The organism is Sphingobacterium sp. DR205, assembly GCF_011064245.1.
Taxonomy (GTDB): Bacteria; Bacteroidota; Bacteroidia; order Sphingobacteriales; family Sphingobacteriaceae; genus Sphingobacterium; species Sphingobacterium athyrii.
Genome location: NZ_CP049333.1, coordinates 2015234 through 2040859 on the forward strand (window position 1 = coordinate 2015234; position 25626 = coordinate 2040859).

The 25626-nt window shown below is 42.6% G+C and carries 17 protein-coding genes; 10 read left to right on the forward strand and 7 right to left on the reverse strand.

Going from position 1 to position 25626, the window contains the following annotated elements:
- Positions 1 to 170: 170 nt before the first annotated feature.
- The 9 genes from G6053_RS08415 to G6053_RS08455 all read left to right on the forward strand — a co-directional run bounded on the left by G6053_RS08415 (position 171) and on the right by G6053_RS08455 (position 13527).
- Positions 171 to 1736, forward strand: a complete 1566-nt coding sequence (locus G6053_RS08415) for a fimbrillin family protein (RefSeq protein ID WP_165306162.1) — start codon at positions 171 to 173, stop codon at positions 1734 to 1736.
- Positions 1737 to 1785: 49 nt separating this feature from the next.
- A complete protein-coding gene (locus tag G6053_RS08420; protein ID WP_165306163.1) occupies positions 1786 to 1950 on the forward strand; it encodes a hypothetical protein in 165 nt (54 codons plus the stop codon).
- Positions 1951 to 2544: 594 nt separating this feature from the next.
- Entirely contained in the window at positions 2545 to 2895 is a 351-nt protein-coding gene (locus G6053_RS08425; protein WP_206531897.1) for a hypothetical protein, read from the forward strand.
- Between the two features lie 126 nt (positions 2896 to 3021).
- A complete protein-coding gene (locus tag G6053_RS08430; protein ID WP_108632508.1) occupies positions 3022 to 3393 on the forward strand; it encodes a response regulator in 372 nt (123 codons plus the stop codon).
- 484 nt (positions 3394 to 3877) lie between these two features.
- Positions 3878 to 4423 carry a sigma-70 family RNA polymerase sigma factor gene (locus tag G6053_RS08435; protein ID WP_165306164.1) on the forward strand — a complete coding sequence of 182 codons (546 nt, stop codon included), beginning with the start codon at positions 3878 to 3880 and terminating at the stop codon, positions 4421 to 4423.
- 51 nt (positions 4424 to 4474) lie between these two features.
- Complete coding sequence (locus G6053_RS08440) at positions 4475 to 5575, forward strand: FecR family protein (protein WP_165306165.1); 1101 nt, start codon at positions 4475 to 4477, stop codon at positions 5573 to 5575.
- Between the two features lie 253 nt (positions 5576 to 5828).
- Entirely contained in the window at positions 5829 to 9191 is a 3363-nt protein-coding gene (locus G6053_RS08445; protein WP_241254952.1) for a TonB-dependent receptor, read from the forward strand.
- A 13-nt stretch (positions 9192 to 9204) separates the two neighbouring features.
- Positions 9205 to 11019 carry a RagB/SusD family nutrient uptake outer membrane protein gene (locus tag G6053_RS08450; RefSeq protein WP_165306167.1) on the forward strand — a complete coding sequence of 605 codons (1815 nt, stop codon included), beginning with the start codon at positions 9205 to 9207 and terminating at the stop codon, positions 11017 to 11019.
- A 111-nt stretch (positions 11020 to 11130) separates the two neighbouring features.
- Positions 11131 to 13527, forward strand: coding sequence for a PQQ-binding-like beta-propeller repeat protein (locus G6053_RS08455; RefSeq protein WP_165306168.1), 2397 nt, complete (start codon positions 11131 to 11133; stop codon positions 13525 to 13527).
- Positions 13528 to 13806: 279 nt separating this feature from the next.
- Here G6053_RS08455 and rsgA read toward each other — a convergent pair whose 3' ends face one another.
- Complete coding sequence (gene rsgA, locus G6053_RS08460; protein WP_165306169.1) at positions 13807 to 14901, reverse strand: ribosome small subunit-dependent GTPase A; 1095 nt, start codon at positions 14899 to 14901, stop codon at positions 13807 to 13809.
- Between the two features lie 543 nt (positions 14902 to 15444).
- Here rsgA and G6053_RS08465 point away from each other — a divergent pair.
- Entirely contained in the window at positions 15445 to 15939 is a 495-nt protein-coding gene (locus G6053_RS08465; RefSeq protein WP_165306170.1) for a hypothetical protein, read from the forward strand.
- 24 nt (positions 15940 to 15963) lie between these two features.
- Here the strand turns inward: G6053_RS08465 and G6053_RS08470 are convergent, their stop codons facing one another.
- The 6 genes from G6053_RS08470 to G6053_RS08495 all read right to left on the reverse strand — a co-directional run bounded on the left by G6053_RS08470 (position 15964) and on the right by G6053_RS08495 (position 25622).
- Complete coding sequence (locus G6053_RS08470) at positions 15964 to 18321, reverse strand: outer membrane beta-barrel family protein (RefSeq protein WP_165306171.1); 2358 nt, start codon at positions 18319 to 18321, stop codon at positions 15964 to 15966.
- A 124-nt stretch (positions 18322 to 18445) separates the two neighbouring features.
- Positions 18446 to 19795 (reverse strand): PepSY-associated TM helix domain-containing protein, encoded by a 1350-nt coding sequence (locus G6053_RS08475; protein ID WP_165306172.1) that lies wholly within the window; start codon positions 19793 to 19795, stop codon positions 18446 to 18448.
- A gap of 7 nt (positions 19796 to 19802) precedes the next feature.
- Positions 19803 to 20501: a DUF4198 domain-containing protein gene (locus tag G6053_RS08480; RefSeq protein WP_165306173.1), complete on the reverse strand. Its 699-nt coding sequence runs from the start codon at positions 20499 to 20501 to the stop codon at positions 19803 to 19805.
- Positions 20502 to 20621: 120 nt separating this feature from the next.
- On the reverse strand, positions 20622 to 21848 hold the full coding sequence (locus G6053_RS08485) for a DUF4374 domain-containing protein (RefSeq protein WP_165306174.1): 1227 nt from the start codon (positions 21846 to 21848) through the stop codon (positions 20622 to 20624).
- A 21-nt stretch (positions 21849 to 21869) separates the two neighbouring features.
- Positions 21870 to 24290, reverse strand: coding sequence for a TonB-dependent receptor (locus G6053_RS08490; protein ID WP_165306175.1), 2421 nt, complete (start codon positions 24288 to 24290; stop codon positions 21870 to 21872).
- A gap of 132 nt (positions 24291 to 24422) precedes the next feature.
- Positions 24423 to 25622 (reverse strand): hypothetical protein, encoded by a 1200-nt coding sequence (locus G6053_RS08495; RefSeq protein ID WP_165306176.1) that lies wholly within the window; start codon positions 25620 to 25622, stop codon positions 24423 to 24425.
- Positions 25623 to 25626 lie beyond the last annotated feature (4 nt).

A 25626-nucleotide genomic window follows, 5' to 3' on the forward strand; every position in this document is an offset into this window, starting at 1 on the left:
GTGTTATTTAAAGATAATATTTTTCTAATTAACGCATTTTATTTGTTTTATACGCATAAATATGTGATATATTTGTGATATGTTACAGTTGTTTCTTTATGAGAAATTGTTTTGATATTTGTCGCTAATTAATTAAAATGTTTATTAATCATCAAAAACTAAGAAAAAAAATGGTTTTACAAACACAGACAGGAAGAAGCTTGAGGACATTTGTTTTATCAGCTTTGGTATGTGGATCTATGTATTCCTGTAAGGAAAGCAAAGACAGTGTGGCAGCAAGTGGCAAAGCGAGCGTTAACATTCAGTTGCTTGGGGTAGAAAACCCAGTGGTAACAACAAAGAAAGCGGGTAATGGAACTAGTTCCTCGACTACAGCACAGACAGTCGTTGTCCCTTTTACCCGTACAAGTTCTTTTGAAGCAACATTGACCAGCGAGCCGTCCGTGACAAGTGGCAACCTGTTACGGGCCTCGTCCGGTAGCCGTGCGGCGGTAGTCGAAGAAAGAACGCCCTTGGCAGCCAACATCAAATATAAAATCGTCGTATATAACGCTGATGGTGATTATGTAACTGAAAAAACCTATACAAATTCAGTAGATAACTCAACTGAAATTGAATTGGATGCAGAAAAAACCTACACATTCGTCGCCTATTCAGTCAACAGCACCTCTTCAGTACCCGCTGTAACGGCACAGGCTGATTTGGACAATGCAAGCCTGGAGAACATCAGCGCAGACCTGATGTACTTCAAAAAAGACCTAACAGTTCATTCTGGTGATAATAATCTTGAAGTGGTTTTAAAACATCAGTATAGTGAAGTAACCACTAACTTGAGCATGGCAACCGAAATGACCGGTGCAATAACAAGTTTGGTTTCGCCGACAATAAACCCTACACATTCGAATGCGAGTTTAAAATTAGCAGATGGTGCAATAACCTATAATGGCACTACGTCTAGTACTGCGGTACAGTTCCCGCTTTTGGGAGCGGGCTTACGTTCGGTGACTAGTAATCCTACGCTATTGATCCATCCAGGAGAAACAAATGGTATATTCAGCTTTGGATCAATTACGATTGACGGTGAAACAAGATCCAATGTTGGTGTTGCAGGTTTACAGATACTGCCAGGACAGCGTTATAACCTGAACCTGAACTTCAAGACTTGTACAGAACCGGTAACCGGTGGAGCTGACCTCAACTGGAATTATGCAGCGTCAGGAAGTGGAGCTGTCGTTGATGGAGTAACTCAGCCGGCAGGATATGTTGTGACCAAAGATCTTACTGCTCCGGGAGCAGATTATGGATTTGTCTTTGATATCCTTCAATTGGACAACTCCTTCAATATGGAAATCAATGGAACAAAATTAGCAACACAAGAGATTCAGTTTGAATCGGGTATTTCAATTGCGCCTAAGAATATACGCTTCGCGGACGGAAGTGAATATAACGGAGCCAATGCCGAGGGAGGAGCCACTATTCCTCAGATCTATAGTATGACAGGTACTGCAACAAATCCGATTATCCGTGTGGTCATTAGCCGTTCGGGAGAAGTGCAAATGTATGGTAGCAAAAGTTCTGGCGGAACGTTATATCCATTGGTGCTGACACAAGGTAATTTTAACCTGGTACCATGGAGCTCTACTGCTAATAACGTTAAAATTACCCAAGTTGTTCAGGGAGCGACCAAAATGTTGGGATCTGGAAGTGGTAGAAAGAAAATTGCATGTACCCTATAGGTACAGCTAGATACTTGAAGCATTAAAATGGTATTTAAAACAATAGGACATGAACACAAATAAATCAAAAAAAATATATACGAGCCCAAAGATTGAGGCCGTCAATGTTGAATTGGAACAAGGTATCGCTGCAGGTTCTGCTGCAACGACCAGCAACGATCCTCAAGAATCTTGGGATAGAGCGGATGATGACGATCGCGTGATCAACTGGTAATATTCCAGAAGATATTGTTTAATCCACTGCAATTTGCTCGACAGGTTATCTTATCTGTCGAGCTTTTTTATGGGAGTAAAGAGTGTAATAGTCTACTCCGGAAACGGAATCATTTGAACTGGACATCGAGCAGTAGTGGAAAAATAACAAAATCGAAAGCTTTCTTGCGAAGATGGCTTTTTCTTTTGGAGTAGCAAGAGGTTTATCTAACTTTCGCGTTAGATTAAATGTAGCTTTTTTGTGATTTCAATGTGCTGTTTATTAGGTTTTTATAAAATGTGATACTAATGTGAAAGGCTGTTTTTCTTGATTCTTTCTTTTAATGCAAATATTTGTCAAGCAGACTGGGCCAGCTATTCCGGCTAAGAAGCTAATGGATAAAAGCATCGCTAAAATAGACCGTTAATACGTTGGATACTCGCAGTGCTGTTTATCACCCGGACCCGATTTGCGTGAGGGCCCGTGATAATATATTTGGGATTAACTCGGCAGGGATCATTTGAGCTCTGTCGAGCTTAATTGTCAGCTATTGATGAAAGGGTTTTGTCAGCGGTTGGAAATAAGAAATGAAAATTTACCGAAAAACAATATATAATGGAAAGGAATAACTTTAATGATCTCATTGCTTTAGCGAAGAATAATAGTGCTGAATTTTTGGCTTTGTTCACTGAGATCTATCCAGATTTTGTTGTCTCATTAAAGAAAATTAACCCTAAAATCCGTAGTAGCGAATTAGAATTTTGCGCTATGACCTTTCTTAATTTTTCGACCAAAAATATTGCTCAATATACTTTTGTCACGGTACGGGCTGTACAGGTACGCAAAAATAGATTGCGTAAAAAGCTGAAGATCGCATCGGATATAGATTTTAACAATTGGATGCGTGAACAGATTCAACGAATTCCACTGGTTGAACAGGATCTAAGTCCAGGTGAGACCAGGTAGGAATAAAGATTATTGATTGGGAATATTGTACAAAAGTAGAGAGGGGATCCAGTCAAGCATTTTTTTGCACATGATAACACAAAAAGAGAACAATGTGTGGTAGTTTTTACGATAGATTTTAAGACAATGAGCAAAAAGATCTTTTTATGTGACGATAACCTCGTAATTTTGGAGGCTTTGGAGCTGATATTGAGCATGACTGATGCCACCGTCATAAGCGAAAGCAACAGTTCGCTCGTCTTGGACATGATAATAAACGAAAAACCTGATATGTTTATCTGTGATTTACATATGCCAGGAACAAATGGTGGGGATCTTATTAGGCAGATTCGTATGCATAAAGAATTCAACGGCCTTTTTATCCTCTGTATTTCAGCTTCATATAATGGTCGGGATATTGCCCTCAATGCTGGAGCTAACGACTTTCTACCCAAGCCTTTTGAGATACATGAATTATTGTCGGTCGTCAATCAAGTTTTGATGTCGGGAACCGGTTGATTCACTGTGCAGGCACAATGGAAATATATTTTCGGCGCAGGCATTTTGAACGCGTCTTAGCGGATTTTAAATACAAATTTCTGTCCGCCCAGCTTTTCTTTCAGAAAATGAACGAATGGGGTGGGGACTGCTTTTCGCCAGCCTTGTTCATTAGTGGATATTTTTAGAAAGATGAATAGGTAAACATAGGGTTAAAGGTTTTTTTTGAGGCCGGAGCAGCAATTGTTCCGGCCTTTTTTATTGGATACGAGGATCCGTTTATTGATCTATAATCCCAAAGTTGAGCTTTAACAACTAATATGACTACACATTTAGATCCAATACCACGCAGCTTGAAGATTTTGTCAGAAGCCTTATCCTGTGGAAAAATAGATTTTAACTTGATCTTGCACGATGTACAATTTAATGTTATATTAACATCACAATTATAACTTTGCATAAATCCTCTGGAAATCCGATATCGCGTACATATAATCAATGCGTCATGAAAGAATTGTCTGATAAGGAACTGTTTGATATTGTAAAAGATGACAATACACAAGCATTTTCGGTGTTGTTTGATCGCTATGGCAATACATTACTAAGCTTTATCCTAAAACGGATCGGCTCAATTACGGATGCGGAAGATATCCTTCAGGACGTTTTTGCCTCTTTGTGGAACCGGCGCCATAAAATTGAAATTGAGGATTCAATCTACCCCTATCTTTTCAAAGCGGCCAAATATGAGGTAATCGACTGGATGATCCAAGATCAGAAGCGGATCAAGCATTTTGAACGGCTTGTGCTTCCATTAGAAGAAGAACCCGTCGGTGCGAGTAGCAGCGATGAGAAACTACTGGTTCAGGAGTTATCCTTTATGCTGGATCATGAAATCGCCAAAATGCCTATGACCATGCAGTCTGCATTCAATCTCAGCCGGGTGGAAGGCTTGAGCATTAAGGAGATCGCTTTCCGTTTATCCATATCCGAACAGACTGTCAAAAATAATATCTCCCTGGCTTTAAGTCGTTTAAAGCTTAAAGCAAAATAAAAAGCATTTTTTTTCGGTACTTCTACAGTTTATCTGGGGTTATATAAATATATGACAGAAGATAATCAAAGAGAGCAGGCTCAAAAATTACTGAAAAAATATCTCAAGGGGGAATGTAATCCGGATGAAGAACGGATGGTAACCGAATGGTTCTTTTCATTTGATGAAGAACCAGCACTTCCGATCATGGAAAAAGAGGCGGCCTTGGAGCGTTCAAAAAATATGCTGATGCACAAATTTGAAGGCGAGATAAATCAGGTAAAACCCAAAAAGAATGTCTTTGCCTGGAAACGGGTGGCCATAGCTGCCTCTATTCTTTTGGCATTAACGACCACGTTTTTATTATTACACCAAAAACAGACAAGCTCTGTTCCACAACTCGCTGCAATCACAGCGGATACCTCCGGCCTGTTTAAAAATGATATTCTTCCGGGGGAACGCTTTGCTAAACTATCCAATGAACAGGGAGAAACTCAGTTATTGGGAAGGGAAACACTTTCTGAAAATATAAAACCCAGCGAATTTAAAGGAAACCTCACATTGGAGGTTCCAGCTGCCGGCACCTATAGTGTCCTGTTGAGCGATGGAACGACAGTCTGGCTGAATGCTGCTTCTAAATTAGAATATCCGGATCAATTTGTCGGTGATGAACGCAGGGTGAAGCTGGTCGGTGAGGCCTTTTTTCAAGTGGCCAAAGATGCCAGCAAACCTTTTCGCATTGAGGTCGAAAACTCCGTTATCGAAGTACTGGGTACCAGTTTTAATGTCAATGCCTACCACAAGGAAATCAACACCTCATTGGTGGAAGGTAAGGTTAAAATTATGAACCAAGGGCGCGAAGCTTATCTTTCTCCCGGAAATGAAGCGATCATCAGTGCGAATAAAATACACGTACAGCCAGCAGACATCCAAAAAAATACAGCTTGGCAACGGGGTGAGTTTGTACTTGATGGCAGTAGCTTTGCCGAGATTATTGACCAGGTTTCGCGCTGGTATAATGTGGAATTTGTCAATGTGGGGGATATACCCCTTAACAGTCGGTTTAATGGGACGCTCAGTAGGGAATCAAGGCTCTCTGAGGTATTGCGAATTCTGGCCTTCGGGACCAACAGAAAGTTTGAGATCGATGGACGGCATATTGTCATTCGTTAATGCAGTTAATTTTTTACCAATTAAAATTTATAAAATATGATATAAGCAGACAACTTAGCCAAAAGGTCCGATACAAAAGAAAAGGGGATGTTGACGCATCCCCTGTTGTAAAGAGCCAAATTTATTGAAGTGCGAATTCTATAGATTATTAAACCCTTAACAATTCAAAGTTATGAAATTTTTTTCTCCATTAATAGCACGGGGGGACCGGAGAAGTCATTCTTATACCCTAAGCATTAAAGTCATAGTGACTATGAAGTTGATTTGTGTACTGCTGCTGGCATTTACGATTGGTGCTAGAGCATCAGGATATGCGCAACAAGTAAATCTATCCTTGAAAAATGCTAGGATTGAAACTGTTCTTAAAGAGATTTCCAATCAAACCAGATTACGTCTATTTTACGACGAAAGATTATTTGAAAATGCTTCGCGTGTGGATATTTCCGTGGCCGGATCCGATGTGAGGGCCGCGCTGGCAAAAACATTGCGCGGACGCAATCTGATCTTCGATATCATGGGAAGTACCATTGTCATTAAAGAAAAGAAGCAAACGGATCGTGAGATCTCAGGTATTGTCAGGGATGCTTCGGGACCTATGACGGGAGTAAGCGTGACCGTATTAGGGGTACCCGGAATATCAACAAGTACCGACAGGGACGGCCGGTACAATATTCGTGTTCCGGAGAAGGCAATCCTCTTATTTCGTTTTATGGGCTATAAAGATGCCGAAGTCAATGTCTCGGACAAGAACAGGGCGGATGTACTGATGGAAACTGCCGAGTCTCATCTGGATGAGGTTATTGTGGTTGGCTACGGTACGCAAAAAAAGATCAATCTTTCGGGAGCTGTCGATCAGATCGGCGAAAAGTTTCTAGAAAGTAGACCCATTACCAATGTGGGGACGGCTTTGCAGGGCGCTATGGCCAATCTGAACATTACACCGACATCGGGAAGAGCCAATAGTTCGCCGGGAATCAACGTGCGTGGTTACACTTCGCTATCGGGAGGTGGACCTTTGATCGTGATCGACGGGGTGCCAGCCACAAACGATGAACTCAATCGCATGAATCCCATGGACATCGCCAGTGTGACGGTGTTAAAAGATGCCGCATCGGCAGCGATCTACGGTAGCCGCGCTGCTTTTGGTGTGGTATTGGTGACCACCAAATCGGGGACAACAAAGGATATCAAGGTGACCGCCAACTCCATTTTTGGCGCCAAGGCAATTACACGGTCGGTGGAAATAGAAGACGACCCTTATCAGGTCATGAAATACAGAAATATCATGTCCGCACCCTGGTATAGCCTTTATGATGAGAAAATGCTGGAATATGGTAAACAGCTGAGCGAAGATCCGTCCTTGCCGCGTGTGATTGTCGATCCGCAAAATAAAAATGCTTATCTCTATCTGGGGTCTACGGATTGGTTTAAGGAGGTATATAAAGATATTCAGCCTTCGTATACCAACAACATCAGCATCGCACAAAAAAATGATCGTTCTTCCTTCTATCTTTCGGGTGAATATTATAGACAAAACGGGATGTTGCGCATTAGCCCCGATACCTATGATCGTTATAATTTCAGGGTAAAAGGTGATTATAAAATCACGGACTGGTTTACCTTGTCCAATAATACGACCTTTACCAACGATAAATATGATCAGCCTTCAGCAATTGATCAGGGCTATCTCTATTGGCATAATGTCAACCGTCAGCCTTCGTTAAATACCGTTTATAATCCGGACGGTACCTATACCGAAGCCGGGGTAAACATGATCGGTGCGGTAGCCGAAGGGGGGCGTAGTATTAGCCGAAATAATGATTTTCAGACTAGCTTTGGCGCAAAGATCGACTTCATCAAGAATGTTTGGACCTTGAACGGGGACGCGACCTTCAGAAGGGTTTCAGGAAAATCACATTTCTTTCAGTTGCCGCTTGCCTATAGCACAGGGCCAGATGTGATGACCAAGCAAAACTTTAACAGTTATGCCTCCAATGGAAGTAATGAAACACGCTATAATGTGTACAACATCTACTCGCAATATCAACGTACAATCAAGGATCACTATTTTTCAATGATGCTGGGTTTCAACCAGGAAGAACGGATCTACGAGTCTTTCTCGGCATCCCGTGATCAGCTGATTTCCAATTCACTACCCACGATCGGTTTAGCGACGGGTCAAACGCCTTCTGTCGGGGCATCAGATTATGCCTGGTCAGTGCGGGGAGCTTTTGCCAGATTGAATTATACCTACAAAGACAAGTATATCCTCGAGTCTAATTTACGCTACGATGGCTCTTCGCGGTTCCCTAAAAAAGACAGATTCGCATTCAACCCTTCGGTATCTGCAGCCTGGGTAGTTTCGCAGGAAAACTTCTTTCAGCCGCTGAAGGAAACGGTATCTAATTTTAAACTGCGGGGATCGTACGGTTCGTTGGCAAACCAGGATTTAAGGGACATCTATTACCCTTACATTGCCGAGATGTCCAAGGGCAGTGGTGCTATCTTGGATGGCAAGGTTGTACCCATTGTGGGCAGTCCGGGCTTAGTGTCGTCGACCCTGACCTGGGAGACCATTACGCAGGCTAATTTTGGGGTGGATATCGGCTTGTTTAAAAATCAGCTTTTCGGTTCATTCGATATTTATCGTCGCGATACAAAAGATATGTTGACAGCAGGCCGGGTATTGCCGGTCGTGCTGGGTACAGGTGTACCATTTGAAAATGCGGCAAACCTAAAAACCAATGGTTGGGAATTGACTCTTGGTTACAACAAAGAATTTATGGTGGCCAGCAAACCGTTCACAGTCTCGGCAAGGATCAATCTCGCAGATAGCAGAGCCTATATTACGAAATACAATAATCCGATAAATAACTTAAGTGATTATTATGTTGGTCAGGAATTGGGTGAAATGTGGGGACTGACGACCTTAGGATTCTTCCAATCGCAGGAAGAGATCAAGGCGCATGCCAATCAAAATAATGTGACCTCTTACCCTGGTACAAGGGGATTGGAACCTGGCGACCTTAAATTTGCCGATATCAACGGTGATGGCGAAATAAACCGGGGTGATTGGACCTTAGCCAACCATGGAGACTACAAGGTAATTGGTAATTCGAGACAACGTTACAGCTACGGGGTTGATTTGAATTCAAGCTGGAATGGTATTGATCTGCGTGTTTTCTTGCAAGGTGTCGGAAAAAGAAACTATTATCCTCCGGGTGGCGACCATTATTTTTGGGGTATTTATGCGCAGCCCTGGGCGAGTCTGACCAAGTTTAACCTGGACCATTGGACACCCGAGAATCCAAATGCCTATTTGCCAAGACCCAAGTCCTATGTAGCTGAGCAGAGCGGTATCGAACTGGCTGCCACACAGACCAAATATTTGCAGAATGCAGGCTATTTAAGAGTGAAGAATGTGACCCTGGGTTACACCCTTCCGAAATTGATCACAGATAGATGGGGAATCGATCGGCTACGTCTGTTTGTCAGCGGCGAAAACCTTTTTGAGTTTACCAAACTGATGGATTATCTAGACCCTGAAATTGTCGGCGACCGGACGGCTTATCCTTTTCAGCGGACTTACTCGTTTGGCTTAAACTTTAATTTCTAAAATGACTATTATTATGCAAAATATAAAAAGACAAATTAGCAAGATCGGAGCGCTGGTAGGGGCCTTGTTCCTGATCATGAGCTGTAACGATGATTTCATGGAACGGTATCCCACCACATCGGTTACACCCGAAGTTTTTTTTAGCAATGTAACCGATCTAAAAACATATACAGATGGTTTTTACGGCAGTTTGAGTGCGCCGATAGCAGATCTGGGAACAGATAATCTGGCCCATCACAATTCAGGCAGCACAATTGATGAGATCATGCGTGGCGGGATAAGCCCCCAGAATGCAGCCGTGTGGAGCTGGTCTGCCCTACGAAATATTAATTTCTTTCTTGAAAATGCGGGCCGAGTGAAGGGAGCCAATGCTACCGAGGTAAACCATTATCTCGGTATCGCCCGGTTCTTTCGTGCTCGTTTCTATATTGATAAGGTTAACCAGTATAGTGATGTGCCTTGGTACAGTATGACGATGGGCACCTCGGATCTTGATTTATTAAACAAGAAGCAGGATAGCCGAACGCTTGTGGTGGACTCGATCATGGCGGATCTTGAATTTGCGGTTGCCAACATCAAAGCTGACGGTCACAAATCCACAGTCACCAAGTGGGCAGCCCTGGCGCAATTGGCGCAGTTCGCCTTGCAAGAGGGAACGTTCCGTAAATATCACACGTATTTGAACCTGAGTGGATCGGCCAACACGTTTCTTCAGCGGGCTGTTTCTGCCGCCGAAGAGATTATGAAATCGGCCAAATTTTCGATCAGTACCACCGGCGGCGTCAACCGTGCCTATCGGGATCTATTTATCAGCCTCAATCTACAGGCAAATCCAGAAACTATCCTATTTATTGATTACGATAAAGATCTTAGAAGAATGCGAAATGCGCATACGGTATTGGACTATGAATGGGCGCTGAGCCAAACGCTGATGGAAAGTTATCTGATGAAAGATGGAAAACGTTTTACTGAACAAGCAGGTTATAAAACAAAGAATATTGATCAGGTTTTCGTTAACCGCGATCCGCGCTTTGAGCAAACCTTTATGAAACCCGGATTTCAGCCAGTCAATGTTCCAACTCCACATCGCCTGAAACCGACATTGGGTGGTTACAATCAGATCAAGTTTTATCCTGAAATAACAGAAATGATCGCTTGGGAATCGGCCTACACAGATGCATTTGTGTTTCGTTATGCCGAAATCTTACTCATTTTTGCAGAAGCTAAAGCGGAGCTGGGGACACTCACGAGCCAGGCAGATCTTGACAAATCAATCAATCTGTTGCGTGCACGAGTGGGCATGCCGGCCATGCAGCTGGGCGAAGCTAATGCCAATATTGATCCCGTATTGCAAACCTACTATCCAAATGTGAAGGGTGGCAATGTTGGGCTTATTCTCGAGATCCGCAGGGAAAGACGTGTCGAACTGGCTTGTGAAGGCCAGCGATACCGGGATGTCTTCCGTTGGGAAGTGGGCGAGCGCCTGGCCGATCAACAACAAGGGATGTATGTGAAGGCATTAGGCCCGATGGATGTAACGGGAGATGGTAAAATAGATATCGCGATACTTGAATCTGCAAAAGATACCGATCCGATCAAAGACCTGACAGAAGAGGAAAAGAAGAATATTTCCCTCTATTATTTAAAGGATGCCAATGGTAACAATACGACCATCTATCTTGAAAATGGAAACAGCGGCCATATTATGTTTACGGTGGCAAGAGATAAAAAGAAGACATTTGAAAAACCTAAATATTACTACTATCCGGTGGCCAATAGCCAAATGGTGCTGGATGGCAGTAAATTGGTGCAGACAAATTTTTGGTAACTGAGTGGTGTTTTTTTGATAAAGGGAAAGATAGGTGAATTCAATTGGCGGAAAAGATCCTATCTTTCCTTTTATTATAACTAATGAATTTTGAATAGATAATATTTTGACATGAGACGACCGATACAAAAGATTATACTTCCACTCTTGCTTTTGTGCAGCAACGCGATGTATGCGCAATATCAGGGACATGTCTTTTTGGATCTTGATAAGAACAAAAAGATGGATCGCAATGAAAAAGGAATGCCGGGTGTGGTCATATCCGATGGATACGATGTTTTACCGACTGCCGCCGATGGAAGCTTCAGCCTAAAAAAGAATGAAAAAGCTAAATTTCTTTTTGTACGTATTCCGGCTGGATATCAAGCGAGCGGAACCCATTATATAAAGATTGATCCCAAATTGGAACGTTATGATTTTGGCGTAATCGCGGACGAAAAACAGCAAGGGGATAAGCTTCGATTTATCCAGATTACGGATACCGAAACACCGCTATATGGCGAATGGATAGACAATATCCGTAAATTTTCGCAACAACAGCAGGCTGCGCTGATTATGCACACGGGCGATATCTGCTATGAACCGGGTATGCAATTTCATGCACGGCAGGTCAATAGCGAACTGATGCGGGTACCGACTTATTATACGGTAGGAAACCACGATCTTGTCAAAGGTGAATACGGCGAGAAGCTATTTGAAGATTTATTTGGCCCGGTGTATTATTCATTTGAGGCCGGACCGGCACATTTTGTCGTTACCCCGATGCCCGGTGGTGACTATGCCCCGAGCTACAACCAGGATCAGGTAATCGCCTGGCTCAAAAAGGACTTGGCCCTGAAGGCGAAAGACAAACCACTTGTTTTTATCAATCATGACCTGATTGTAGGAAAGGATTTTGTCATGAAAGGGAAAACCGATTCCATCGATTTAAGACAGTATAACCTAAAAGCTTATCTGTATGGTCACTGGCACAACAACTACAGTTTTGGTAGCAGGGATGGAGTAGCGATTATATCCACAAACGCACCAAATAAAGGTGGGATAGATAATTCTGTGGCGCAATTCATGGTTATAGATGTAGACAAAAACGGGATAAGCAAGGTCACTCCAACATATCCTTATCTGTCGGATCACATCGCATTGATCTATCCGCAGAGCCGGAAGATACAGATTGCAACTGGGCAAAAACTGGACATCAGTGCCAGTGTGTACCACTCCGAAAAGAGTATTATTTCTGTATATGCTACGCTATTAAATCAACAGGGTATCCCGCAGAAATCGGTCGGGCTGAATAATACCAGTGACTGGAACTGGCGTGGAACGATTACTGCTACAGCTCATAGCAATCAAAAGCCGACGATCATGCTGGAAGTGAATTATGGAGATGGTACGCAGGCTTTGAAGAAATTTGATTGGAATAAGGAGCCTGCCTCGACAGACCTGCTCCAGTTGGCCTGGTCATCAAACATTGGGGCGAATATATGGAAGAGTTCTCCACTGGTACAGGGACAACGGGTTTATGTGGCTAGTATTGATGATGCCATCGGTGGTAAAAGTAAAATTCAGGCATTGTCAAAACGGTCGGGTGAGACTGTCTGGACCTTTCAGACCCAGAATTCGGTAAAGCAGAAATTGGCCTATAGCAAGGGTTTGATTCTGGCAACAGATATGGGAGGGACAATTTACGCGATCAATGAAAAAGATGGTAAACTTGTATGGAAGAAAGACCTCAGTGGCGGACGGCTTCCGGGCTATGTTAGCGCCGGCGTCGTCCGTGACGGTATTTATTATACCGGTGCGGGAAATTACCTGTCAGCAATAAAAGTTGACGATGGCACAATCATCTGGCAAAATCGGGATTGGAATGGCGGCGAAGGTATGCCGGGAGAACTGCTCATCACAAACGACTATCTAATTACCGGAGCGAACTGGAATAGCTTATTTGTTCATGATTGCAGGACTGGCAAGCTCCTGTGGAAGAAAAATGATGATGGTTTGCGGTTTAGAACGGGTGGGGCTACTGCTGATGCCACTTCTTTGTATGTCGCTGGCCTGAACAACCTTTTTCAATTGGATCAAAAGACCGGTGCAGTAATCAACAGGACACAGAGCCAAGACGATTTTAAAGTGATGGCTTCGCCGCTCCTGACCGAAGGTTTGCTGATCATGCCAACAGCGACCAATGGGATAAAGGCTTTCGATCGCGGAAATTTAACCGAAAAATGGAATTTCCAGACCGGTGAAGCGCTGATCTATACCTCAGCATACTCCAGTCCGGATCAGCATAAAAAAGTGAGTACTGTTGAGTCGAGTATTCGCTATGCGGCTGGAAAATTGTTTTTTGGAGGGTCGGATGGCTACTTGTATGTCTTAAATCCGGATGGAACTTTAGTGCAAAAAATTAACCTGGGTACGCCGATTTTGGCTGAAGTCACTATTCAGGGAAATGAGGTCTATGTTGCGGATTTTGCGGGTAATGTGTATTGTTTTACCATGACAAATAGCTGAACAGATAATTCCCGGGTATAGCTTTTCGGCTGGCTTGGTCTTTAATAAAGATTGATTTTTGCAATAGAAGGTATCGAAAGAACTTCATGAAAAAAAACTAGTCGTGAGACTAGTTTTTTTTGCCCGATTAATACTGGTCGGGAGGCAGGTGCATGGGATTTTATGAAACTTCTTTAAAAATAAGATATTAATCGCTGCGTTGAGATTTATCCAAAGCTTATACCAACTATTGGTAGAAAGATCCGGGTACAGCTGGATACCCGGACCTTATACGCGGTATTAACGTCTTAGGCCTTGCCGTTTCTTATATTCATTCAGCAATTTTGATTGAGACCTTTCCTTTTTCCGCTTTTGATGTGATGACGTACTAAAATGGTCGATTTCGCGTTCGAGCTTAAGATAACTTTGATAAATTTTCTGATCCAGGTTACCATTCTTGACTGCTTCCAATACGGCACAGCCGGGTTCATTGTGGTGCGTGCAGTCTTTAAAGCGGCACAATCCAACATAGTCCTTCATATCCAGTGTATCGGTCAATGTTTCGATACCGTCAGTGGTCAGTCCGAATTCACGGACTCCGGGGGTATCGATCAGTATCCCGGCATCAGTCATCTCAACCATCTGCCGTCGTGTGGAAGTATGTCGCCCTTTGCCTGTGGACTCGCTGATCGCGGAAGTGTGAACAGCCGGTTTTTCGCATAAGGCATTGACAAGTGAACTTTTTCCTACACCGGATGAGCCTACCATGACAACAGTTTCGCCTGTTCCGATACAGTTGCGTAAAGCCGTAATTGTCTCCGGCTGGTGTATACTTGTCAGATAAACAGGCATCTGTAGCTGAAAGTGCTTTGTCGCCTCTGCTATCGGTCCGTGGTCGAAATCCAGGTCGGCCTTGTTGAGTACCAGTATCGGCTGGATATTTGCCTCAAAAATCTGGACGGCAAAACGTTCCGCGCGGCGCATGTTAAAATTTGAGTCGAGGCTCTGTACAATAAATGCTTTGTCTATGTAAGCGGCTATTGCCTGTTTATCTGAAATAGTGCCGTTTTTTTTACGGTCCAATACACGCTCCCTCGGGAGTATGTCTACAATAATACCCTTATCTTCCTCAAATTGCTGGAAAATGATCCAGTCTCCCGTGCAGGGAAGCTCATAAGCTGATTTTCCGAAAAGCATATTTCCGGTCAGCTCACATTGCAGCAGTCCGCTTTCGGATATAACTTCGTAGCAGGTCCGATGGACCGTCGCAATACGACCGTGTGGGAGCGATTTAAATAGAGAATTTTGTTTCAGTTGATTTAATTTATCATTCCAACCATATTGATGAAGGTTAAAACTGAATTCGTCTCTGTTGACGATATGCTCATTATTCATGATATAGCAAATTTTGGCGCAAGGAAACACTTTTGTTTTTTGCGCAGTGTAAATAAAAAATAATAAAGTGTTACTCCTGGATAGATTTATCCGGGTGCAGTTGGAGAGACACGATATACGGAGCGTACAACGTGTTTACTAAGCTATATCCGATTGAGTGGTTTTAACCATAAGACACAAATGTATGAAATTGCGATGATTTATCCTAACTATGGCTCTGGATAATACAATTGTATAGTAACTTGTTTGTTTATTATGTGGCTGTATTTTAGGTGCTAATGGTGTTTGTGTTGCTGATGTTTGTGCCGGTCCTGCTTGCTGAAATTGTGCTATGCAGGGTGCATGTGCGGTCAATTGTATCATAAATTCCGGGCAGCAGAATTTTTCTGCTTCGATAATTTGATTTAATGAACCTAGAATTATTTTCTAATTTAGATCGCAGATTAGACCAATTATTCGTAATCAATCAAAGAATTTTGTGGTAAAGTTGATGTTCCGCGATGGAATCAAACGCATCTGGAACTAATTCATACGCCGGAGTTTATGGCCGTGCTGGAACAGCAATGGGAAGGGGTGATAGAACAGTCTTTTAAGCCGACGAAGGTCGATAGACAACGCCAATTCCAACGGATCCTGTCCAGTATATCTAGCGCAAAAAAGACGCATACCGCTATTACAAAAACCAGGACAAGCCTCTGGGGCTCAACTTGGACCAGGATCGCTGCTTGTATTGCTTTCTGTGCCTTTGCTACCCTCTTGTATTTTCTTTTACAGCCAAAAGCTGATCCGAGCGATCCGGTGAGATTATCGGATAACAATTTGCTGGTTCTACCAGACAAGCAAACTGCACAGATCTTGTTTGATGACGGTACGGTCCCGAATTTTCCATCAATAAAACCCGGGACGGTAAAATTACGTATCATTTCAATAGGGATCAGAATGAATCAGGCAAAGGAGGTTGCCGTTCGCGACAACAGTCCGTTGTCCGTTGACAGTACAGTTAGAAGCGCTGATGAACGCGATGGACGTGGTGGTTGACGCGCAGCTGTTACGCCATACCATTTAGTTGCCAAACCGATAACTCAATGACAATAGTACTTTTCTGTTGTCCGGAAAATCGGAGTAAAATACCTTCAGGTCTCCGTATTCGCTGATTAATTGTGGATTAGCATTTCGGAGTAAACCATTGGCTGTAAGCTTGATCATGCCACGTTCACCAAACATTTTCTTTTCTGCAGCTAGATCCAGTCCGTACCTTTTGTCGGTCCGAGAAGGACCGGTAGTAATTCCCGAACGATAATAAAGTGCTATTTCAGCGCGCAAGCCATACTTGAATTGCAGCGTATGGCGGCTATTGGCCGTCCAGCTGGAACCTTTTGAATCTAGTTTTACATCGCCGATTTCACCGGAATAGTTGTTGTAGAATGCATTGATATAATGGCTTGCGGTCCACCAGGAACGCAATGTCTGATTGTACATCACGCTGGCGCTGTAATTCAGATATCGTCCTATATTCTCTGGCCGCGACAGATTTTCGCCGACTTGATCCCCTTGGCGAACAATCCAATTGATCATATCACGGCCATAAGAAATACCCAATGTAGTGAATAACTTATTTTTATAACCATGACCTATCTCCGTAATGTAACTCTTCTCTGGTTTTAAATCCGGATTCCCTTCGTTGTAACTATAGGCATCCTCATAGATCCGAAATATATTGATGTCGTGATCGCCCGGTCTCTCAATTCGACTGCTGAAGGATGTCCTTATGGTATTTTTATCATTGAGGTGATAAAGCAATGAGCCACTCGGGAAAAGGTCGAAATAGCGTTGGTGATTTTCCTTGTTTAAGGTCACCTGATTGGCATTTATAAAGGTATACTCGCCACGCAGACCAGCCTGATATTCGAGTCGTTTGAATTTGCCAGAGTAGATGGCATAGAGTGCTTCAATATGCTGGGTGTATTGAAAACGGTTGGAAGTGGCATTATCACGGATCCATGTACCTTTATCCAATAGGGTATTGACCACATCATTATTAATGAAAAAGTAGGTCCCTTTCCAGCCAAGCTCTATTTTGCTTGAATCAGTTAAGGGTTTGCTATAATCGAGTCTGCCGGAATAGGTCGTATTACTTAAATCCTGTACATTGGTTCGTCCTGTACTCATTTTCATATCCGTTTGTAAATTGAACTTATCCGTTTCAAAACGATTGTTGTAATCGTTGCCGTGGGGCGCGAAATCAAAATTGAATTTTAAAAAATGATCTTCACCTTCGTATTTCTTGCTATAGTTCACATTAAATGTCCAGTTTTTAAAAGTCTCGTCAAAGCGGTTTTTACTCCGCGCCTTTTCCGTGTGGATGTTCGCAGGATAGCTCCAGGTATCCATCTCAATGGAGGCATAAGGTTGATAGTTGCCTTTCATCCAATGTACACTTCCATCGAGGATTCCCCCGTCGGAAAATTCATATTTTGCTCCCGCCCGTAGGCTATGGAAGGAGGCGTCATCAAGTTTCTTGCTTTCATGCTGCCGTTGAAAGGAGGTTAAGCTGCCTTGGTTATAGAAGCTTCTTTCGGTCAGATTATGGCTATTGCTGCGGTCGTAACTTGTATTGCCCTGCAGGTACATATCCAGGCCGTTTACTTTATAGTGGAGGCCTCCGCCATAACCACCATGGAATTTTCTGCCTTGGCCGGCACGGACAAAAGCATCGCCACCAAAGCCTACTTTCCCATTTCGCTTGGTTACGATATTGATGATCCCCGCTGTCCCTGAGGCATCTTCGCGGGCTGAAGGATTGCTGATCAGTTCAAGTTTTGAAACTTCGGAGGCCTGGAGGCCGCGAAGGATGCTTGCGAGCTGTTCGCCCGATACATACATATCGCGCCCATTGATCCGTACATTGGCTCCGGCGCGGCCCTGAATAGAAAAATTTCCCTTGCCATCGGAGACTAAACCGGGTGTTTTTTCTAAGAGCTCGAGCACATTGTTCCCTTCTGCCAATACGCTTCCTTCGACATCAACAACCATTTTATCTGCATACTGGCGTACACTCGCTTGCTTTCCGATCACATTGACGGTTTCCATCGTATGTGCGAGAGGTTGTAAAAATAGGGGTGTGGCAATTTGCTCTGCACCGGATAACTGGTAGGTTTTGCTGAATACCGTCGTGTAACCAACGGAACTGTAGCGAATTATATAATTACCATTTTTAGCTGCCTGTAACAGAAATAAACCATCTTTGTCGGCATCGGATTGTGCGACTAATGCCGAATCTGGTAAGCGTAAAAGACTGGCGGTAGCTCCTTTAAATGGCTGTCCATCCTTGTCAAATATTTTCCCTGATAATTTTGTCTGTGCCATGATGCCCATGGCTGAACTTGTTAGCAGGATCGTAAATAATGTAGATTTCGTCATAAATAATATCCCCTGTTCTTTCGTGAGAAAGAACCTTCTTAAGCATAAATTAAACAAGTTTAATTGTCAATGAATTCAAAATTTAACCTTCCTGTTTACAATGTGATTCTGTGCCTATAAAATTTTATAAGTCCGTAGGCTTCGGTCGAAAACGGATCGGCGGTTTTCTTATCGTTGTAGGTGCGACCGTACCGGAATCGCCCTTACCTTCGGGGATGGTAGTGCCCTTTAACAATGTATGGCGTCCTTTTTTCTTTCCCCATTTGCGGTTGTACCAAATAATAAATCCTGTAATAGGTAAAGAACCCGCGATCAAGGTGAGAACAAAGGCCAGCACTTTCGTCGGAAAGCCCCAGAGAGACCCTACATGAATATCGTAATTGAGCCGCCTGAATTGTTCGCCTGTCCGGAGCTCATAAAAATCCTTATTAAAGAGTGTTATATTATTGGGCAGAAAGGCACCTGTATACCGGTCGAACGAATAATAGCGGTTGTTATACTGCCGATCCATGTCGTTTCGAATATATACCGAAATCGTAGCATCTTTTTTTTCAGCATCCGGATAAGTGATAGTCAGGTAATGTGGATCTTTATATTGTGTAAGTATGCGACGGATCTCTCGATCAAAAGCTTTCGGAAAATGTACCAGTTGATCGATTTTTGTTGAATCAGAATGGACTGATGTTCGTTCGGCGAGGGGAGTTCCCCAGTTGGTTGACCAATATAATGCGCGATTGAACCATTCGATACCGTAATACATACCCGTCACTGCCAGTAATAAAACCAAAAGAAATGAATAAAAGCCCACCACGTTATGAAGATCCAGATTGACGCGTTTCCAGCCGGCTTTCCATTTTATCCGAAAGCTTTTTTCACGCGTTGATTTCGTCCATTTTTTTGGGTACCACCAGATCAATCCCGTGATTAGGGTAACACTGAATACCAAGGTCGCATAATTAACAATGGGGCGGCCGATATCCCTTGGTAGCCAAAGGAAGCGATGCCCGTTCAATGTCCATGCAAAAAAGCCATTCAATTTCTCTCTTAACTGGGCTTCTTCCGAATTGTCCTCCACCTGCACACCTAAATAACGACCTGTATAGGGGTGTAATAGATGCACCTGTGGTTTCGCTTTTGGACCACCGTCCTTTCCCTTACCATCGTTTTCTTTGACTGTAAAAGAAACAGGGTGATCCCGGGTATACGTGATGCCACCTATCACGGCATTTGGATAAAGCGAGTCAGCAATCCCGACAATCCGCGAAGGAGAAATTAATGACTGACTGGAAGCCAGGATATATTGCCTTTCTTTTTTCGGGATAACAAGATCTATAATTTCATGATTAAACACCCAAAGGCAAGCCATCAGGCAGATGACAAAGACAATAATGCCAGAGATTAATCCCATCCAGAGGTGTAGCCAGTTATTGACCAGTCGAAATACCGAATTATTTTTCTTTTTTCTTACCGCCATCTCGAATTTAGTTTACCGCAAAGCTCATGGAGCTGGCACGGCTATATTCTTCAAAAGCCTGTCCTTCGATCTTTTCTTTTCGGGATACCTCGGCGTAGTATTTGCCTTTCCATTCCGGGATGAATTTGATGACACCTTGTGCATCGGTTTCCAACCATTTGATCCAGCCACTTGGGGCAATGATCTGAACAGCAGCGTTTGGTGCGGGTTTTCCCTTTTGAAATAAGGTCAGCGAGACCTCTTTTTTATTTTTAAAAACAGTTTGGTCGGCAAAAACAAACAGCTCATTGGCAAGATGTGCAGAAGTATGACCAAGGGTAGTGTTTCCAACTTGAATTGTGGCGATTGCATTGATCTGATATTGTGTCTTGGCGCCTGCTTTGCGCTCTGTATCTCTTTTTAAAGATACATGATAAGCACCATCCTGATCAGGAATGAATGTGGCCAATAGATGATTTCCCTGCGCGGTAGTCGTTAGCGATGATGTACTCCCGTCCGGTTTGATCAATGTCAATGTAACCTGCATATCTTCTTTGTACCACCACCATTTGGAGATGAGCTCGTGTTCATCCGGTTCGCCATAAACCACTTTTACGGTATGGGATTTCCCTTTGGTACCTTGCAGTGAGGTTTCAATAAATACGGCATGCGCCGATGCCGACAGGATGATAAAAAAGCTAAGGATGCTGAACAATAATTTTTTCATATGTTTAAATTTTGGGGTGTTGGATAGAGAATTGCCCCGCCTCGATTTCGCGTATGCTGAAATTTTTTCCATCCCTTTAAAAGGGACATCGGCGGGGCACTTCTTACATTTTGCTGGAACTTATCTGAGCTTATTCAGGTGATAAACTTGGCTGATTCCAGGATCGATCTCAGCTCCGCGTTTTACCGAATTTTTTGCTGGATCATATTCATATACATACCATTTGGACTCGTCTGTTTTAAAGACATCGTATAGTTTGCCATTCTCCATAAAATTCATCGTCGTTTTTGATTCTCCACCACCTACTAATATTCTGAGGTCGGCAACAATCTTTTTATTTGCCGGGTCGATGACGAAAGGACTGATGTAAACTTTACCATCACCTAGTTTCTGTACCTGCGATATATTATTGCTGAACACGTTGTAATCTTTTAAATCGAAGAAATAATCTGGATCAAAGGTTGTCTGTCCCGATTTAATACGTAACAGGCCATAGGTCGCCGCGTCTGTCTTTTTGGTTACAACATAGAGATCCTTATTGTCATCGGTAAAAGTAAGTGTCTGCACTTCCCAATGGCCAGCTGCAAAACCGCCTCTAGCATCTTTTATAATTTTTCCGTTGGCCAAACTTGGGTAATCACATACGTACATATAGGCGGTGTCGATAATATCCTTACGCGTTTCATTACTTCTATATTTGTGACCTACAAATAGTTTGTCGCCTCGTTGCGTGAAGCTTGTAGGTACGATATAAGGGTTGTGATCTTTGCCCTCCGGTGTTTTGGGATTAAATGTGATCATCGGGATTTCGATACCGATGGTCTTGTTGATTGTCAGATTGTTAACGTTCATGAAATAGATTGGTTGTTCCAATACATTTTTGGTCTTATTGGTGGTCCCCGCTGTTTTGGTCATGACCATCTCATCTTTGGTGCTAATATCTTTTAGGACTTTGCCTAGGTAAAAATTTCCAGGGAATGCATAGTTGTTCGTTTCTTTCCAGGATTTACTGTTGACAACTTCAAATTGACTGAATCGTGTTCCATCGTTTGAAAGGTAATACTTTCCTTCGTAGGCATAGGCGTAAATAGCATAAAATGCTGCTGGTAAATGCGATGTGATATCGATACCTTGATTGTTTGCGGCGGTCAAAAGGGTATCTTTCATCAGATTATCAGCTGTCAGTAGGTAGGATGAACCAGCCGCGGTTGTCACCCAAACACTGTACAGACTATTTGAAGTTGGTGTTGGCTCTTCCGGTGAAGTAGTTTCAGGTGATGATTTCTTGCAGGAAGAGAATAATACAGTCGCAGCGAATATTGCGAAGGCGAATTTGTTGATTTTCATAAAAATATGTATTTATTTGTTTTACATGATTGATAATCTCAGCTTGACGTAAAATGCACGTCCAGGCCGTTGGAGACGGAAATTGTCGTATGCTCTTTCGTCTGTGAGGTTTCTTGCTTCAAAGGATACGTTGTACTTATTGCGATCCCAGGCATAGCTCAGCACAGCGGAGTGGATATTTTGCGACGGAATGAGATCTTTGGATTCAAGCGATCCTTGATCTGATTCGGTGAGGTAAAACCAGTGCGTATATTGATATAAGTACGATAGTTGAACTCTGCTTCCTTGCTGAAACCAGTTATTCTGGATGAGGCTGATATCAGCATTTCCATAGACCCAAGGTCGGTTTATGAGTTGTTTGTTATAATTTAAACTGATTTGCTGGTGGGACTCGTCTGTATATTTTTTGTTGTATAAGGCTTTATCGTAAGATCCATTGAGGGTAACAGCCAGCAGATCTTTAAAACCGTATTTGACTTCGGCCTCGAAGCCATAGAGCTTCACACCTTCTTCGTTGTAACTTTGAAAATAGGAAACTCCATTCTGAATGACCGCCCGGCTGTTTATATAGTTATTTGCCAGGCGATAGAAGCCTGTCACATCGACGTTCAGAAAATGATTTTGGTTGATGTAGGTATTATAATAAAATCCAGTATTGATGTTGTCACTATGCTCGGGTTTTACTGCCCAGTTGCCCGTCGTATTGACACCATCGCCAAAAAGCGCGGTCATAGAGGGTAAGTTGTATGCCCTTTCGTAGGATAGTTTCCATCCGCCATCCTTGGTTATTCGATACCGGGAAGCAAGGCTCATGCCATAATAATTACCTTGTTTTTTTTGATGAATTATTTCACCGCTGATCAAATTGTTGTTTCCATCGAATTTGCGCTCATCAATATCTTTCGAAGCATCCATGCGATAGTATTTTACCGCCAGTACATTGGATAAGCGCTTGTCGAACCACTGGTTCTGCCAGGATAGCCCAAAAATATGTCTTCCCAAATAGGATGGCAGACCTGAGCGGTTATAATTGCCGATCAGATCGTACTCTTTCTGATCATTGCTGTTAAAGTTGTAGTTGAAATTGATACTTTGGTTACGGGCTTCGTCAAAGTCATAGTTTAAATTCACCCGCGCTAAATAGTTCGACAGATTATATTTCATGTCTTTTTGGGGATTTGGCGTTGTGCCTTCGTAATTTGAGACCCAGGCACCATTCCAGTTGTAATTATACATGGCGGTATCTCTCACATAGCGGGTGTCGTAACTATAACTTGTGAAAATATCCGTATATAAGCGATTGACCAGAAAATTGCTTTTTTTGTAGCTTAAGGTTGGCATCAGATAGTTGCTTTCTGACCATGCGCCACCAAATACCTTGCTGAGGGAAGCACCGATCTGATTTTCTTTGTGATTTTGGGAATAGGTCAGGCCTGCATAAAATTGATCTGCCCAGGATACATCGCGAAAACCAACCTCCAGTTGTCCCATGGCGGAGGTGTAAGCATCGTTAAATCGCTTGGCTTTTGGGATGACATAATACTTGTTGTCGACCGTTTCCTCGATAAGAACATTGTACTTTTCGTTGGTATACATATTATAATCATTGTCTGAATGATTATAATATGCATTCATTCGAAATGATAATTTGTTTTTTGGATTGGTAAAGGTACCCACGATCGCAGCCTGATGTGTATTGAAGGAACCATAGGAATAACTCAGGTCCAAGTAAGGTCGCGCGCGACGTTTCGTAATGATATTGACAGCACCACCTAGCGCATCGGAACCCAAAAAAGCGGGTACCACACCCTTATATACTTCAACACGATCAATCAGATTGACAGGAATATTATTTAAAGACATCGAGGAACCAAAATTCTCCATGGGAACACCGTCAATGTAGATCTTTGCATCGAGTCCATTGATGCGAAACACAAAGTTAGAACCGAGTCCACCATCTTCACGTATGGTGACTCCCGTAGCGCGTTTCAAAACCTGGGTCAGATTGGCTGCTTCGTTGGCATGTTTGTTCATGTCAATGACACTTACATTGAATCCCGATCGCTTGATCTCGGCCACTTTCTTCTCATTTTCAGTTTTCCCGTGTGCCGATACGGTCACTTCCTCTATATAATTGCGATCTTCTATAAGCTGAAAATCCTGAATGAGCTTTTCGTTTAGGGCTCTTTCTTCGCTGTGGTAACCAACAGCAGTGACACGTAAGATGGCGTCCGTTGAACTGTTTATCTGTAATTTATAATAGCCGTCTATATCGGAAGATGTGCCTGTGTGCTGATCTTTTAAGCGTATGGTTGCCCCCGGAATGGGTTTCCCAAAGTTATCTTTGACAAAGCCGGAAAGGGCATGCTTTTTTTTGGTCTGTGCTTGGGTAAACACAGTAAAAATTAATATTAGAACAAAGGTAGATGTTGACTTCAACATTTTATTTAGATTAAGTATATATAGGAAGGTTGCTTATACTTATCTTTTACCGAATGTTGATAGGGATTATTTTTTTAAAAAATATACAAATGGTTGATTGTGAGTTTGTTTTTTTTGTCGAGGATAGGTCTATTATTTTAAATAATCCATTCGTACGGTAAAATTGGTAATCTTGGGAAGCTTAAGTCCTTTCGAAATTTCTTTGGTCTGTAAATCATATTTCCAGACACGGTGCTGGTCGTTTGAATCATCTATGGCAAAATACGCGTACTTTCCATCCGTCCATACGTTTTCTTTTTGGGTCCCTTTATCCAAAGGAACCTGGATTTTTTCTATAGAACCGGATTGCAGATCAACTAACCTGTATTCAAACTGATAGACAGCATGAAAATTAGAGAAATCGGTATAGAGCTTCTTTTGTTCGTTGCGGATAATTGCCTTGCCTTTGCCAACATACCAGATCCCATAGGCGTGATTTCCGATTGACTTGGAAATATTGATCATATAGTCTTGATCAACGGATTGCTGGCCTTTCTTTTTTCTAAAGATAGCTGTTGGTAATTTCGGGTTATTTCCCAGTGCTATGCCAGGATTGGTCATAAAGTAATAATCGCCTTTTTCGTCTTTAAAACTATAGGATTGTATGATATTGAAGCCGCCCGGATAAGTTGAACGTGTTTCTTTCTGAATATTTTTAAGTTTAAAACTATCGTATTTTATGCTGGCGTAGTAGGTCGTGTCGGATGTTGTATGGCCATACTTCCCCGTTGATTTAAAGAAGGAGTAGGCCAGCCAAAGATCGTTGTTTTCAATATTCACAAGCCCTAGGTGCAGCGCGCTATATTCCTTGTTGGCAAAGGGGAGAACAATCGTATCTTGTTTCACGATTTTCATCCCTGCAACATTGATCTGATATAGTCTAGCTTGCGGTGTTCTATTTCCGGCGTCTTCCCGACAGACAGCAATTAGGTTGTCGTCATCTTTCCAGGTAATGGTTTCAAAATCACGGTTTTTTAATTGTATACTGTCTACAAGGACAAAGGATGAACCCTGTAATTGGTATTTTGTAAAGACACACGTCTGACTCGATAATCGATAAAAGAAACCATTTTTGTAGATATATTCTCTCTCCTGAATACGCGAACTGGACAATGGAATCTGGAGGGTAGGGCTTCCGTCGTCATCTAAATTTTCGGTAAACAATAAGCTGGTGGGGTTTTCTTCTTTATTGAACAGACAAAAGACAAAGGTGGGATCTATATTTTTTTCTGAAATTTGCGTACACGAAAAAATGGAAGTTATAAGGAAAAACAACACTAGTAATCGCTTCATACTT

Bases quoted from the DNA above. Each gene is read 5' to 3' on its own strand.
- G6053_RS08425 (WP_206531897.1), top strand. From the start codon at position 2,545: ATGGAAAGGAATAACTTTAATGATCTCATTGCTTTAGCGAAGAATAAT.
- G6053_RS08430 (WP_108632508.1), top strand. From the start codon at position 3,022: ATGAGCAAAAAGATCTTTTTATGTGACGATAACCTCGTAATTTTGGAG.
- G6053_RS08475 (WP_165306172.1), bottom strand. From the start codon at position 19,795: ATGGCGGTAAGAAAAAAGAAAAATAATTCGGTATTTCGACTGGTCAAT.
- G6053_RS08485 (WP_165306174.1), bottom strand. From the start codon at position 21,848: ATGAAAATCAACAAATTCGCCTTCGCAATATTCGCTGCGACTGTATTA.
- G6053_RS08480 (WP_165306173.1), bottom strand. From the start codon at position 20,501: ATGAAAAAATTATTGTTCAGCATCCTTAGCTTTTTTATCATCCTGTCG.
- G6053_RS08470 (WP_165306171.1), bottom strand. From the start codon at position 18,321: ATGACGAAATCTACATTATTTACGATCCTGCTAACAAGTTCAGCCATG.
- G6053_RS08415 (WP_165306162.1), top strand. From the start codon at position 171: ATGGTTTTACAAACACAGACAGGAAGAAGCTTGAGGACATTTGTTTTA.
- rsgA (WP_165306169.1), bottom strand. From the start codon at position 14,901: ATGAATAATGAGCATATCGTCAACAGAGACGAATTCAGTTTTAACCTT.
- G6053_RS08445 (WP_241254952.1), top strand. From the start codon at position 5,829: ATGAAGTTGATTTGTGTACTGCTGCTGGCATTTACGATTGGTGCTAGA.
- G6053_RS08465 (WP_165306170.1), top strand. From the start codon at position 15,445: ATGGCCGTGCTGGAACAGCAATGGGAAGGGGTGATAGAACAGTCTTTT.
- G6053_RS08440 (WP_165306165.1), top strand. From the start codon at position 4,475: ATGACAGAAGATAATCAAAGAGAGCAGGCTCAAAAATTACTGAAAAAA.
- G6053_RS08490 (WP_165306175.1), bottom strand. From the start codon at position 24,290: ATGTTGAAGTCAACATCTACCTTTGTTCTAATATTAATTTTTACTGTG.
- G6053_RS08450 (WP_165306167.1), top strand. From the start codon at position 9,205: ATGCAAAATATAAAAAGACAAATTAGCAAGATCGGAGCGCTGGTAGGG.
- G6053_RS08435 (WP_165306164.1), top strand. From the start codon at position 3,878: ATGAAAGAATTGTCTGATAAGGAACTGTTTGATATTGTAAAAGATGAC.
- G6053_RS08455 (WP_165306168.1), top strand. From the start codon at position 11,131: ATGAGACGACCGATACAAAAGATTATACTTCCACTCTTGCTTTTGTGC.
- G6053_RS08495 (WP_165306176.1), bottom strand. From the start codon at position 25,622: ATGAAGCGATTACTAGTGTTGTTTTTCCTTATAACTTCCATTTTTTCG.
- G6053_RS08420 (WP_165306163.1), top strand. From the start codon at position 1,786: ATGAACACAAATAAATCAAAAAAAATATATACGAGCCCAAAGATTGAG.